Raw genomic sequence first — 12,476 nt, forward strand, 5'->3', positions numbered from 1 at the left:
ATGAACAACTCGGTTACCAACACCGTCCGGTTGCTCGGGGCGGGCCTGCGCGCCCTGCTCGTGCTGACCCTGGTGACGGGCGTCATCTACCCGCTGGTCGTCACCGGTGTCGCCCAGGCCCTGTTCAACAACAAGGCGAACGGCTCGGAGATCAAGGCGGACGGCAGGGTCGTGGGCTCGTCCCTGATCGGGCAGTCGTACAACCTGCCGCTGAAGAAGGGGCAGACCAGCGCGGACCCGGACCTGAAGTGGTTCCAGGGCCGCCCGCAGAACGGCCTCGGCACCAACACCGTCAACACCCGCTACAGCCTGATCCTTTCGGGTGCGACCAACCTGGCCGCGGACAGCGGCGCGGTGAAGGGCGAATGCCCCGCGCAGCCCGCGGACAAGACGCTCTGCGCCCAGGTGCTCGCCGCCAGGGACGCCGTGGTCAAGGACAACTCCGTGCCCGGCTACACCGTCAGGCCGTCCGACGTCCCCGCCGACGCGGTCACCTCCTCCGGCTCCGGACTGGACCCGGCGATCTCCCCGGAGTACGCCGAGCTCCAGGTCCACCGGGTCGCCGCGAAGAACGGACTGTCCGTCGCCGCGGTGGACAAGCTCGTCAAGGACCAGACCCAGGGCCGCACCCTCGGCTTCATCGGCGAGCCGCAGGTGAACGTCCTGGAACTCAACATCGCGCTCAAGGACCTCGTGGCCAAGAAGTGACGGTCTTACGCGATTCGCGCCGGGAGTCGGCACCTCGGGACACCCCGGGTGCCGGCTCCCGCAGGCATGACAGGAGAGGCACACACCCATGACCCGGGTGCTCGTGGTGGAGGACGACCCGCAGCTCGTACGGGCCCTCGTCATCAACTTGCAGGCACGTCACTACGGGGTGGACGCGGCCCCGGACGGAGCCACCGCGCTCCGGCTCGCCGCCGCGCGCCAGCCCGATGTGGTGCTGCTGGACCTCGGCCTGCCCGACATGGACGGCGTCGACGTCATCAAGGCGCTGCGCGGCTGGACCCGGGTGCCGATCATGGTGCTCTCCGCCCGGCAGGCCTCCGACGAGAAGGTGGGCGCGCTCGACGCCGGCGCCGACGACTACGTCACCAAGCCGTTCAGCATGGACGAGCTGCTGGCCCGGCTGCGGGCCGCCGTCCGCCGCACCGAGGACACCCCGCTCGTCCCCGAGCTGACCCTGGTGGAGACGGCGGACTTCAGCATCGACCTGCTCGCCAAGAAGGCCGTACGGGCCGGGCGGGACGTCCGGCTGACCCCGACCGAGTGGCACCTCCTGGAGATCCTGGTGACCAACCCCGGCCGGCTGATCACCCAGAAGCACCTCCTCCAGGAGGTCTGGGGGGTCTCGCAGAGCAACAAGACCAACTACCTGCGGGTCTACATGGCCCAGTTGCGCAGGAAGCTGGAGACCGACCCGTCCCACCCCCGCTATCTCATCACCGAGCCCGGCATGGGCTACCGCTTCGAGGAATGACCCCGAGGAACCACATGGCACGCGGCAAGCTCCGGATCTACCTCGGTTCGGCACCCGGCGTCGGCAAGACGTACGCGATGCTGTCGGAGGCCCACCGCCGTATCGAGCGGGGCACCGACTGCGTGGTCGCCTTCGTGGAACACCACCACCGGCCGCGCACCGAGGTGATGCTGCACGGCCTGGAAGTGATCCCGCGCAAGGAGATCGAGTACCGGGGGAGCGTCTTCACCGAGATGGACGTGGACGCCGTCCTCGCCCGCCGCCCCCGCGTGGCGCTCGTGGACGAACTCCCGCACACCAACATCCCCGGCTCGCGCAACGCCAAGCGCTGGCAGGACGTCGAGGAGCTGCTCGCCGCCGGGATCGACGTGATCTCGACGGTCAACATCCAGCACCTGGAGTCGCTGGGCGACGTCGTCGAGTCGATCACCGGCGTCCGGCAGCAGGAGACCGTGCCGGACGAGGTCGTCCGGCGGGCGGGCCAGATCGAGCTGGTCGACATGTCCCCGGAGGCGCTGCGCCGCCGCATGGCGCACGGCAACATCTACCGGCCGGACAAGGTCGACGCGGCCCTCGCCAACTACTTCCGGCCCGGAAACCTCACCGCCTTGCGGGAGTTGGCGCTGCTGTGGGTGGCCGACCGGGTCGACGAGTACCTGACCGAGTACCGCAGCGAGCACCGGGTCTCCACGATCTGGGGTTCGCGCGAGCGGATCGTGGTCGGTCTGACCGGCGGCCCCGAGGGGCGCACGCTGATACGGCGTGCGGCCCGGCTCGCCGAGAAGGGCGCGGGCGGCGAGGTGCTGGCGGTCTACATCTCCCGCAGCGACGGCCTCAGCGCCGCCTCGCCGAAGGAACTCGCCGACCAGCGCACCCTGGTCGAGGACCTCGGCGGCACCTTCCACCATGTCGTGGGCGACGACATACCGGCCGCCCTGCTCGACTTCGCGCGCGGTGTGAACGCCACCCAGATCGTCCTCGGCGTCTCGCGCCGGCGCGGCTGGCAGTACGTCTTCGGGCCGGGCGTCGGCGCCACGGTCGCCGTCGAGTCCGGTCCCGACCTCGACGTGCACCTCATCACGCACGACGAGGCGGGCAAGGGCCGCGGCCCGGGGCTGCCCGCCGCCCGGGGCGCCCGGCTCGGCCGCTCCCGGGTCATCCGGGGCTGGCTGGTCGGCGTGCTCGGACCGGCGCTGCTGACCTGGCTGCTCACCAGCACCACGCCGGACGTCGGCCTCGCCAACGACATGCTGCTGTTCCTGACGCTGACGGTCGCGGCGGCGCTGCTCGGCGGCCTCTACCCGGCGCTGGCCTCCGCGGTCGTGGGCTCCCTCCTGCTCAACTGGTACTTCACGCCGCCCGTCCACACCCTCACGATCGCCGACCCGAAGAACATCGTCGCCATAGCGATCTTCGTCGGGGTCGCGGTGTCCGTCGCCTCGGTCGTGGACCTCGCGGCCCGGCGCACCCAGCAGGCGGCCCGGCTGCGCGCCGAGTCGGAGATCCTGTCCTACCTCGCCGGGAACGTGCTGCGCGGCGAGACCGGCCTGGAGGAGCTGCTGGAACGGGTGCGCGAGACCTTCGGCATGGAGTCGGCCGCGCTGCTGGAGCGCTCGGCCGAGACGGCACCCTGGACCTGCGCGGGCAGCGTGGGCCCGCGCCCGGCCGCGATCCCGGAGGACGCCGACGTGGACGTGCCCGTCGGCGACCACATGGCGCTGTCGCTCAGCGGCCGGGTGCTGCCCGCCGCCGACCGCCGGGTGCTGGCCGCGTTCGCCGCGCAGGCCGCCGTCGTCCTGGACCGCCAAAGGCTCCAGCACGAGGCCGACCGGGCCAAGGAGCTCGCCGAGGGCAACCGCATAAGGACCGCCCTGCTGGCCGCCGTCAGCCACGATCTGCGCACCCCGCTCGCGGGCATCAAGGCGTCGGTCACCTCGCTGCGTTCGGACGACGTCGAGTGGTCCCCGCGGGACCGGGCGGAACTGCTCGCGGCCATCGAGGAGGGCGCCGACCGCCTCGACCATCTCGTCGGCAACCTGCTGGACATGTCCCGCCTGCAGACCGGCACGGTGACCCCGATCATCCGCGAGACGGACCTGGACGAGGTCGTGCCGATGGCGCTCGGCGGGGTGCCGGAGGACAGCGTGGAGCTGGACATCCCGGAGACCCTGCCGATGGTCGCGGTCGACCGGGGCCTGCTGGAGCGGGCCGTGGCCAACGTGGTCGAGAACGCCGTCAAGTACAGCCCGGCGCACGAGCCCGTACTGGTCTTTGCGAGCGCCCTCGCCGACCGGGTGGAACTGCGGGTCGTGGACCGGGGTCCGGGCGTACCGGACGAGGCCAAGGACCGCATCTTCGAACCCTTCCAGCGCTACGGGGACGCTCCGCGGGGCGTCGGTGTGGGGCTGGGCCTGGCGGTCGCGCGGGGCTTCGCCGAGGCGATCGGCGGCACGTTGCACGCGGAGGACACGCCGGGCGGGGGACTGACGATGGTGCTGGCCGTACGGACGGCACCGTCGCGCGAGCGGGGCGCGGGGCTGGTCGCGTCGGGCGAGTGCGGGTGAGCGGGGGCTGATCCCGCCTCAGGGGGTCGCGGTCGGCGGCAGCAACGGCAGTCCCCAGGTGTTCCGGCGCCGCACCGCCGCCAGTTCCGCCTCCAGCGGTGACGGTGGTACCGCCAGCACGGGGCAGGAGGCATGGGCCAGGCAGTAGCGGCTGACCGACGGCCACAGGGAGCGGCGCAGCAGGCCGCGGCCGCCGGTGCCGACGACGAGGACGTCGTCCTCCCGGCCCGCTGTCCGCACCAACGCCCGGCCGGGGGTGCCACGGACGACGAGCGCCTGCCCGGGCAGCCCGGTGTCCGCGGCGCCGAACACGTCGCACAGCGCCGCGGCCAACTGCTCGCGCGCCAGCTGCTCCCACCGTGGGACCAGGGCTTTCGTGGCCGGGAACCGGCGGGAGGCCAGATCGCCCTCCGGCGGCTCCCACGCCAGCACGGGCCAGAGTTCGGCCCCCCGGCGCCTGGCTTCGACGGCGGCCCGCGCCAGCGCGGCCGCGCCGCCCGGCGTGCCGTTCACTCCCACCACGACCCGGGCGGCCGAAGGCGGGCGGTACTCGGACATCGGATCCTCCTCGTCAGCGGAAACCACGTCCATCACACCGCCGTTCCCGCCCTTCGAACAGCCCGTACGTCAGTTCTTGGCGGGCTTCTGACGGCCTGTTCCCACCCCTTCGGCCGGACCCGTCAGCGGCGCGTCAAGGTCACCGGGATCGTCGTCAGCGTCCCGTCAGGGCCCGCCGGAACCCCCCGGACGGCGGGCATAACGTCGACGGCGAGCCCCGGTCCGCCTCCCCGCGTCCGGGGCCCTTCGGACCACTCGCTCCCTGCCCTTCGGGAGGCACCCCATGGCAGCACTTCTCTTCGGCGACGACCCCGAGCCCTCCGATCCGTCCCCGGCCGGACCCCTGTACGTGCCGGTCCGGCCGGGACCCTCGGGATGTGCGGCCCGGCTCTTTCGCACCCCCCTCGGCGAGCGCACCGCCGTCGGCTTCACCTCCGCGCTCCGGCTGACCGCCACGCTCGGCCCCGGCCAGCCCTGGATCCGTCTCGCCGAGCCCGCGTTGCGCGCGCTGACCGCCCCGCTCGGCGTCACCGCCCTCACGGTGGACCCGCAGTTCACCGCCCCGGCCACCAGGCCGGCGCCCGCACCGGCACCCGCGTTCGCCGCCTGAGAGGGGCAGTCTCGATGACCACGGTTCACGAACCCACCACCCGGGCCGCCGAGTTGTCGGTGTGGCCCGCCTCCACCACCGAGTTCCCGCACGGCGACCTCGCCGTGGGCGGCGTACCGCTCGCGGAGATCGCCGACCGCTTCGGCACCCCCGTCTACGTCCTCGACGAGGCCGAGGTCCGCGACCGCTGCCGCACCTACCGCGACGCCTTCCCCGACGCCGAAGTCCTCTACGCCGCCAAGGCGTTCCTGTGCCGGGCCATGGCCCGCTGGATGGACGAGGAGGGCCTCGGCCTCGACGTCTGCTCGGCCGGCGAACTCGAACTCGCCGTCACCACCGGTTTCCCGGCGGAGCGGATCGTGCTGCACGGCAACGCCAAGTCCCCGCGCGACCTGGAGACCGCGCTGCGCCTCGGCGTCGGACGCGTCGTCATCGACAGCCCGTCCGAGATCGCCCGGCTCGCCGCCGCCGTCGGACCGGAGGGGCACCAGAAGGTGATGGTCCGGGTCGTGCCCGGCATCAGCGCGGGCGGCCACGACAAGATCCGCACCGGCACCGAGGACCAGAAGTTCGGGCTCAGCATCTCCGACGGGTACGCCCAGCACGCCATCACCCGCATCCTCGACCAGCCGCAGCTCGAACTCGCCGGCCTGCACTGCCACCTGGGATCCCAGATCACCGGCGTCAAGCCGTACCTGGTCGCCGTGCGCCGCATGGTCGGGCTCATGTCCCGGCTGTACGAGCAGCACGGGCTGGTGCTGCCCGAACTCGATCTCGGCGGCGGCCACGGCATCGCCTACCGCCCCGGCGAGGCGGCCCTGGACCTGACGGCGCTGGCCCGCAAGGTCCGCGCCGAACTGGCCGACGCCTGCGCCACCGCCGGGCTGCCGGTGCCCCGCCTGATCATCGAGCCGGGCCGGGCCATCGCGGGCCCGGCGGGCGTCGCGCTGTACCGCGTGCTGTCCGTCAAGCACACCGGCGGCCGGGTCTTCGTGGCCGTCGACGGCGGCATGAGCGACAACCCGCGCCCGGCGCTGTACGGCGTCCGGTACGCGCCCCGGCTGGTGGGCCGGCCCAGCACGGCGGCGACGGCCCCGGTGACCGTCGTGGGCCGGCACTGCGAGGCCGGTGACGTCCTGGCCGCCGGGGTCGAGCTGCCCGGGGACGTGCACCCCGGCGACCTGCTCGCCGTACCGGTGGCCGGCGCCTACCACCTGTCGATGGCCTCCGGCTACAACCTGGTCGGCCGCCCGCCGGTGGCCGCCGTACGCGCCGGCCAGGCACGCCTGCTGGTCCGCCGCGAGTCCCTGGACGACATCCGCAGCCGGGACGTGGGCCTCTAGACCCTGCCCTCCCCCGACGCCCGGGATGTTCCGCAGGTGCCGCCTAGACTGGTGAGCACATGTGCGAGGTCCGCATCGACCGGTGGACGGGTGGCGAAAGGGAGGGGACCGTGGCGCAGATCACCCACGGCTTCGAGGATCCGTCCGCCGAGGTGCTCTCGGCGGCGGCCGCCGCCTTCGGGCTGCTGGCCGCGGCGCCGCGGCTGCACATCATGTGGGCGCTGGCCCAGGGCGAGAGCGACGTGAGCGCGCTCGCGGACCGGGTCGGCGGGGCGCTGCCCGCCGTCAGCCAGCACCTGTCCAAGCTGAAGCTCGCGGGACTCGTCCGCTCCCGCCGGGAGGGCCGGCGGCAGATCTACTACGTCGGCGACCCCGATGTCGTCACGGTCGTCCGCGTGCTCGTCGGCCGGCTGGCCCAGCGCGCCGGGGAGCCGCACGCGCCGGTGGCCGGGCTGCAGGGGACCGGTGCCTAGGAGCGCCCCGGCCTGGGGAGAGGGCGCCGAGGCGCCGGTCGCCGGGGCCGTACCGGGCACGCTCGCGGCCGGCGGCACCGGGCCGGAGTCGGCCGCCGGCGCGCCGGACGCGGGCACCGCGCTGCAGGTGCTGCGGCGGCTGGACACCGGGCCGCGCGGACTGACCGAGGACGAGGCCGCGCTGCGCCTCGCCCGCTGCGGCGCCAACACGCTTCCCGCCCGCAAGGACGCCTCCTGGCCGCGCCTGCTGGTGCGCGGCCTGCGCGACCCCTTCACCGCAGTGCTGCTCTGTCTGGCCCTGGTCTCCGCCGCCGTGTTCGCCTGGTCCACCGCCTGCGTGATCCTCGCCCTGGTCGTGACCAGCAGCGTGCTGCGGGCCTCCGGCGAGTACCGCGCCGACCGGTCCATGGCCCAGCTGCGCGAGCTGGTCGCCACCACCTCCACCGTGCTGCGCCGGGCGGACGAGGAAGCGGCGCCCGAGGCCCGTGAGGTCCCGGTGGAGGACCTGGTCCCCGGCGACATCGTCCAGCTCGGCGCGGGCGACCTGGTCCCGGCGGACGTCCGGCTGCTGCGCGCGCGGGGCCTGACCGTGCACCAGTCGGCGCTGACCGGGGAGTCGGCCCCGGTCCCGAAACACGCGGCGGACGTCGCAGCGGCCGCCGGGCCGGCCGGCACCGCCCTCTTCGAGCGGCCGCAGCTGTGCTTCCAGGGCAGCAGCGTCGCCACCGGCAGCGGCACCGCCGTCGTGCTGGAGACGGGCGGGCGCACCCGGTTCGCGGCCGCCCACGACCGCACGGTCGGCCGGCGCGAGGCGAGCGCCTTCGACCGCTCGGTGTACGGCATCTCGTGGATCCTGATCCGGTTCATGCTGCTCACCCCGCCGCTGGTGCTGATGGCCAACGCGGCGCTGCGCGACCGGGGGCTGGAGACCCTGCCGTTCGCGGTGGCGGTGGCGGTCGGGCTGACACCGGAGATGCTGCCGGTCGTCGTCACCACCTGTCTGGCGCGCGGCGCGTCGCTGCTGGCCCGCACGCACGGGGTGATCGTCAAACGGCTCCCGGCCCTGCACGACCTGGGCGCGGTCGACGTGCTGTGCCTGGACAAGACGGGCACGCTCACCCAGGACCGGCCGGTGGTCGAGCGGGGCCTGGACGCGGCGGGCGCCGACGATCCCGAGGTGGTCCGCTGGGCCGCCGTCAACGCCTGGTGGACCCTCCAGCTCGCCGAACTGCCCGAGCCCGACGCCCTGGACGAGGCGGTCCTGGACGCGGCCGACGAGGACGACCTCATGGCGTACGACGGGCTCGCGGCGCTCCCGTTCGACCCCGTGCGCCGGCTGGCCACGGCCGTGGTGCGCACCCCCGGCCGGCTGGGCTCGCACACGCTCGTCGTCAAGGGCGCCGTGGAGGCCGTCCTGGAGCGCTGCGCCCTGGAGCCTGCGGAGGCGGACCGGCTCGCGGACCTCGCGGACCGGGCCGCGCGGGACGGCCTGCGGGTGCTGGCGGTCGCCACCGCCGAACGCCCGGCCCGGCTGCGCGACTACACCCCGGCCGACGAGCGCGGCCTGGACTTCCGCGGCTTCGTCACCCTGCGCGACGCGCTCGCGCCCACCGCCGCGCCCGCCCTCGCCGCGCTCGCCGCACGTGGCGTCACCATCAAGATCCTCACCGGTGACCACCCCGGCACCGCGGCCCGCGCCTGCCGCGACCTGGGCATCGAACTGGGCCCGGACCAGGTGGTCATCGCCGACCGCACCGATGCCCTGACCGACGCGGAACTGGCCGAGCTGGCCCGCCGTACGACGGTCTTCGCCCGCTGCACCCCGGAGCACAAGGCGCGGATCAGCGCCGCGCTGCGCACCGGCGGGCACACGGTGGGCTTCCTCGGCGACGGGGTCAACGACGTCTCGGCCCTGTGGGCGGCCGACGTCGGCATCGCCCCGCGCGACGCCACCGACGTGGCCCGGGAGGGCGCCGACGTGGTGCTCGCCGAGAAGGACCTCACCGCCGTCGACCACGCCATCTCCGCGGGCCGGCACAGCGGCGGCAACATCGCCACGTATCTGCGCATCACCCTGTCGTCCAACGTCGGCAACGTCATCGCGATGCTCGCCGCCGGTCTGCTGCTGCCCTTCCTGCCGATGCTGCCGGCGCAGGTGCTGGTGCAGAACCTGTGCTTCGACACGGTGCAGCTCGCCTTCGCCTACGACCGCCCCCACCCGGCCCTGCTGCGCCGCCCCGCCACCCTCGACCCGCGCGCCCTGCTGCGTTTCATCACCGGGTTCGGCGTCCTCAACGCGGCCGCCGACCTCGCCACCTTCGTCGTCCTGGCCCTCGCCCTGCACGGCTCGGGACCGGCCGAGGACGAGGCGGTCTTCCACTCCGGCTGGTTCACCGAGAACCTGATCACCCAGAGCCTGGTGATGCTGCTGCTGCGCACCGGCCGCCGGCTCTTCGAGGACCGCCCGCCCGGCCCGGTGGGCTGGACCGCGGCCGCCCTCGCGGTCATCGGCCTGGTGCTGCCGCCGTCCCCGCTCGGCCCGCTGCTCGGTCTCACCACGCTCCCGCTGGAGTATTACCTGCTTCTCACCATCGTCCTCGCGCTGTACGCCGCCGGGCTCGTCCTGGCCCGCAAGCGCCACGAACGGAACCTGCTCGGCGAGGGCGATCCGGGGTGAATCAGGTGATTCCCGCTCGCCGGTCCGGGCAGCCGGCCGGGTGCTTCGCGCGACCTGTCCTGATTCTTGCTCGCGTGTAGTACCTTGCGCCGCCGGAGCCGTCCGCCGCGCGCGGGTCCCCGGCTCCGCTCCCCTCGCGCACCTGGAGACGAAGGCCGGCCGATGTCCGTTCTGACCTATCCCGAAGCCGTGGGCGTCGGCCTGCTGCAAGGGGTCACCGAGCTGTTCCCCGTCTCCAGCCTGGGGCACAGCATCCTGATACCCGCGCTGCTCGGCGGGCACTGGAAGCACGACCTGGACGTCTCCGCCGACGGATCCCTCTACCTCAACGAGCTGGTCGGCCTTCACCTGGCCACCGCCCTCGCGCTGGTCGTCTACTTCTGGCGGGACTGGGTGCGGATCGTCCGCGGTCTGTTCACGTCGGTCACCCAGCGCCGCATCCAGACCGTGGAGCAGAAGCTCGCCTGGCTGATCATCACGGCCTGCGTCCCGGTCGCGGTCGCCGGTGTCGCGCTCGACAAGGTCTTCCGCTCGACGCTCGGCAAGCCCGTCCCCACCGCGATCTTCCTGGCGCTCAACGGCATCGTGCTCTTCGTCACGGAGCAGCTGCGGCGCGGCGGGACCGGCCGCCGGCGGGCCGGGGCGGCCGTCGCTCCCGGCGAGGAGCACCTGTCGGCGGACGAGCAGTCGGACCTGCGGATCACCCGGCTGACGATCCGGCAGGCCGTGACGATCGGCGCCGCCCAGATCCTCGCCCTGCTGCCCGGCATCAGCCGCTCCGGCTCGACCATCAGCGCGGGCATCTTCAAGGGCATGGGCCACGAGGACTCCGCCCGCTTCGCGTTCCTCCTCGCCACCCCCGTCATCGGCGGCGCCGCGCTGCTCAAGCTCCCGCCGCTGCTCGGGGCGCAGGGCAACGGCCTGCGCGGCCCCCTGCTGGCCGGCAGCGTGGCCGCGTTCGTCGCGGCCTACCTCGCCACGCGCTATCTCGTCCGCTACTTCGAGCACCGCACCCTCATCCCGTTCGCCGTCTACTGCTCGGTGGCCGGCCTGGGCAGCCTCGCGTACTTCACGCTGGCCTGAGGCGGGGCCGCCTCAGGTGGCGTCGGGGTCGCCGTGCACCGCGGCGGCGACCTCCGACAGCTCCGCCCTCGGGTCCAGGGCGGAGCGGATCTCCGCCAACTCCTTGAGTTCGGGGCCGAGTTCCGCGCGGACCTCGTCCCCGGCGCTGTCGGCGAACGCGCGCACCGTCCGCAGGGCGAGCAGGTCCAGGGGACTCACGCCGGGGAACATCAGTGGCTCCGCTCCGTCACCGAGGGGGGACGGGGGTCTCAGACCGGCCGTACGAACTGGGTCTCGGCGGCGCTGACGTCGGCGGCCGGCTGCGGCGGGGGACGGCGGGCCGTGTCGCTGACCTTGAGCAGGACGGCGACCAGCAGCCAGTTGGCGACCATCGACGAGCCGCCCTGGGCGAGGAACGGCAGCGCCTTGCCGGTGAGCGGGATGAGCCCGGTGACGCCGCCCACGACGACGAAGACCTGGAGGACGAGCGCCGAGGCCAGGCCGCCGGCGAGCAGCTTGCCGAACGGGTCGGTGACGGTCAGGGCCGTGCGCAGGCCGCGCTCGGCGAGCAGGGCGTAGAGCAGGATGACGAGCGTCACCCCGGCGAGGCCGAGTTCCTCGCCGACCGTGGTCAGGATGAAGTCGCTGCGCCCGGCGAAGCCGATGAGCTCAGGGTGGCCCTCGCCGAGGCCGGTGCCGAGCATGCCGCCCGAGCCGAAGCTGAACAGGGCCTGGGCGGCCTGGTCCGAGACCAGTCCGGCCGGGCGCTGGTCGGGCGGCAGGAAGATATCCATGGGGTGCAGCCAGGCGACGACCCGGCCGTGCACGTGCGGTTCGAAGGAGCCGACGACGAAGGCGCCGACGGCGAACATGACGACGCCGAACACCACCCAGCTGGTCCGCTCGGTGGCGACGTACAGCATGATCACGAACAGGCCGAAGAAGATCAGCGAGGTGCCGAGGTCCCGCTCGAAGACCAGGACGAGCAGGCTGAGCATCCACACGGCCGCGACCGGGCCGAGCTGGCGCCCGCGCGGCAGGTACATGCCCATCAGCCGCCGTCCGGCGAGCGCGAGGGCGTCCCTGCGCATCGTCAGGTACCCGGCGAAGAACACCACGATGACGATCTTCACGAACTCGCCGGGCTGGAAGGACAGCGGCCCGATGAAGATCCACCGCTTGGCGCCGTAGACGTCGCCGGGATAGAACGCGGGCGCCATCAGCAGGACCATGCCCACGGCGATCGTGACGTACGGATAGCGCTGGAGCCTGCGGTGGTCCTTGAGCAGCGCCACGACCCCGGCGAACACCGCCACCGCGATGCCGCACCACATCAGCTGCCCGGACGCCGCGGGCGGCGCGTGGTGGTAGTGGGTCGAGTAGGCGATGTCGAGACGGTGGATCAGGACGAGCCCCAGGCCGGTGAGCAGGGTGGCCAGCGGCAGGATCAGCGGATCGGCGTGCGGCGCGAACCGGCGTACGGCGACGTGGCACACCAGGGGCAGTGCGGCCGCGGCCACGCACGTCAGCGCCATGCCGGGCGGCAGCTTCCCGGTGAGCGCGAGGGCCGTCTCGGCGTAGCCGAACACGCATATGAGTACGGCGCCGAGCAGGAGGGCCAGCTCCAGCCCCCGGTCGCCCAGCCGCCCTGACCGGCTCGGCCGCACGGCCAGTTTCGCCGGCCCACGCCGACCAGTCATGCCTTCCCC

Annotated in this window: 11 protein-coding genes; 8 read left to right on the top strand and 3 right to left on the bottom strand. The window is 73.5% G+C overall.

The genetic code is table 11. The features are described from left to right. From AC4OXY_RS27495 to AC4OXY_RS27505, 3 genes are all read left to right on the top strand, one after another. Complete coding sequence (locus tag AC4OXY_RS27495) at positions 1 to 708, top strand: potassium-transporting ATPase subunit C (RefSeq protein ID WP_376288027.1); 708 nt, start codon at positions 1 to 3, stop codon at positions 706 to 708. An 88-nt stretch (positions 709 to 796) separates the two neighbouring features. Next, positions 797 to 1,480, top strand: a complete 684-nt coding sequence (locus AC4OXY_RS27500; protein ID WP_356029734.1) for a response regulator — start codon at positions 797 to 799, stop codon at positions 1,478 to 1,480. Between the two features lie 14 nt (positions 1,481 to 1,494). Next, on the top strand, positions 1,495 to 4,044 hold the full coding sequence (locus AC4OXY_RS27505) for a DUF4118 domain-containing protein (RefSeq protein WP_356029732.1): 2,550 nt from the start codon (positions 1,495 to 1,497) through the stop codon (positions 4,042 to 4,044). 18 nt (positions 4,045 to 4,062) lie between these two features. On the opposite strand, the gene AC4OXY_RS27510 is transcribed toward AC4OXY_RS27505, so the two are convergent. Beyond that, positions 4,063 to 4,602: a universal stress protein gene (locus AC4OXY_RS27510; protein ID WP_362823885.1), complete on the bottom strand. Its 540-nt coding sequence runs from the start codon at positions 4,600 to 4,602 to the stop codon at positions 4,063 to 4,065. Between the two features lie 283 nt (positions 4,603 to 4,885). Here AC4OXY_RS27510 and AC4OXY_RS27515 point away from each other — a divergent pair, with 283 nt between their 5' ends. The 5 genes from AC4OXY_RS27515 (at position 4,886) to AC4OXY_RS27535 (ending at position 10,788) form a co-directional block, all read left to right on the top strand. Continuing rightward, complete coding sequence (locus AC4OXY_RS27515) at positions 4,886 to 5,212, top strand: SAV_915 family protein (protein ID WP_356029729.1); 327 nt, start codon at positions 4,886 to 4,888, stop codon at positions 5,210 to 5,212. A 14-nt stretch (positions 5,213 to 5,226) separates the two neighbouring features. Then, the gene (gene lysA / locus AC4OXY_RS27520; RefSeq protein ID WP_491991247.1) at positions 5,227 to 6,555 is read left to right on the top strand and encodes a diaminopimelate decarboxylase; all 1,329 of its coding nucleotides are present in this window, start codon (positions 5,227 to 5,229) and stop codon (positions 6,553 to 6,555) included. A gap of 110 nt (positions 6,556 to 6,665) precedes the next feature. Continuing rightward, on the top strand, positions 6,666 to 7,028 hold the full coding sequence (locus AC4OXY_RS27525) for an ArsR/SmtB family transcription factor (RefSeq protein WP_356029726.1): 363 nt from the start codon (positions 6,666 to 6,668) through the stop codon (positions 7,026 to 7,028). Then, positions 7,021 to 9,705: a magnesium-translocating P-type ATPase gene (gene mgtA, locus AC4OXY_RS27530; protein ID WP_362823882.1), complete on the top strand. Its 2,685-nt coding sequence runs from the start codon at positions 7,021 to 7,023 to the stop codon at positions 9,703 to 9,705. The genes AC4OXY_RS27525 and mgtA overlap by 8 nt, the downstream gene beginning before the upstream one ends. Before the next feature lie 162 nt (positions 9,706 to 9,867). Further along, positions 9,868 to 10,788, top strand: coding sequence for an undecaprenyl-diphosphate phosphatase (locus AC4OXY_RS27535; RefSeq protein WP_491991248.1), 921 nt, complete (start codon positions 9,868 to 9,870; stop codon positions 10,786 to 10,788). Positions 10,789 to 10,800: 12 nt separating this feature from the next. Here the strand turns inward: AC4OXY_RS27535 and AC4OXY_RS27540 are convergent, their stop codons facing one another. Together AC4OXY_RS27540 and AC4OXY_RS27545 are read right to left on the bottom strand one after the other, a co-directional pair. Next, positions 10,801 to 10,986: a Sec-independent protein translocase family protein gene (locus AC4OXY_RS27540; protein WP_402068416.1), complete on the bottom strand. Its 186-nt coding sequence runs from the start codon at positions 10,984 to 10,986 to the stop codon at positions 10,801 to 10,803. Positions 10,987 to 11,036: 50 nt separating this feature from the next. Next, entirely contained in the window at positions 11,037 to 12,467 is a 1,431-nt protein-coding gene (locus AC4OXY_RS27545) for an FtsW/RodA/SpoVE family cell cycle protein (protein WP_402068414.1), read from the bottom strand. Positions 12,468 to 12,476: the final 9 nt, after the last annotated feature.

Source organism: Streptomyces sp. HUAS MG56 (assembly GCF_058673395.1).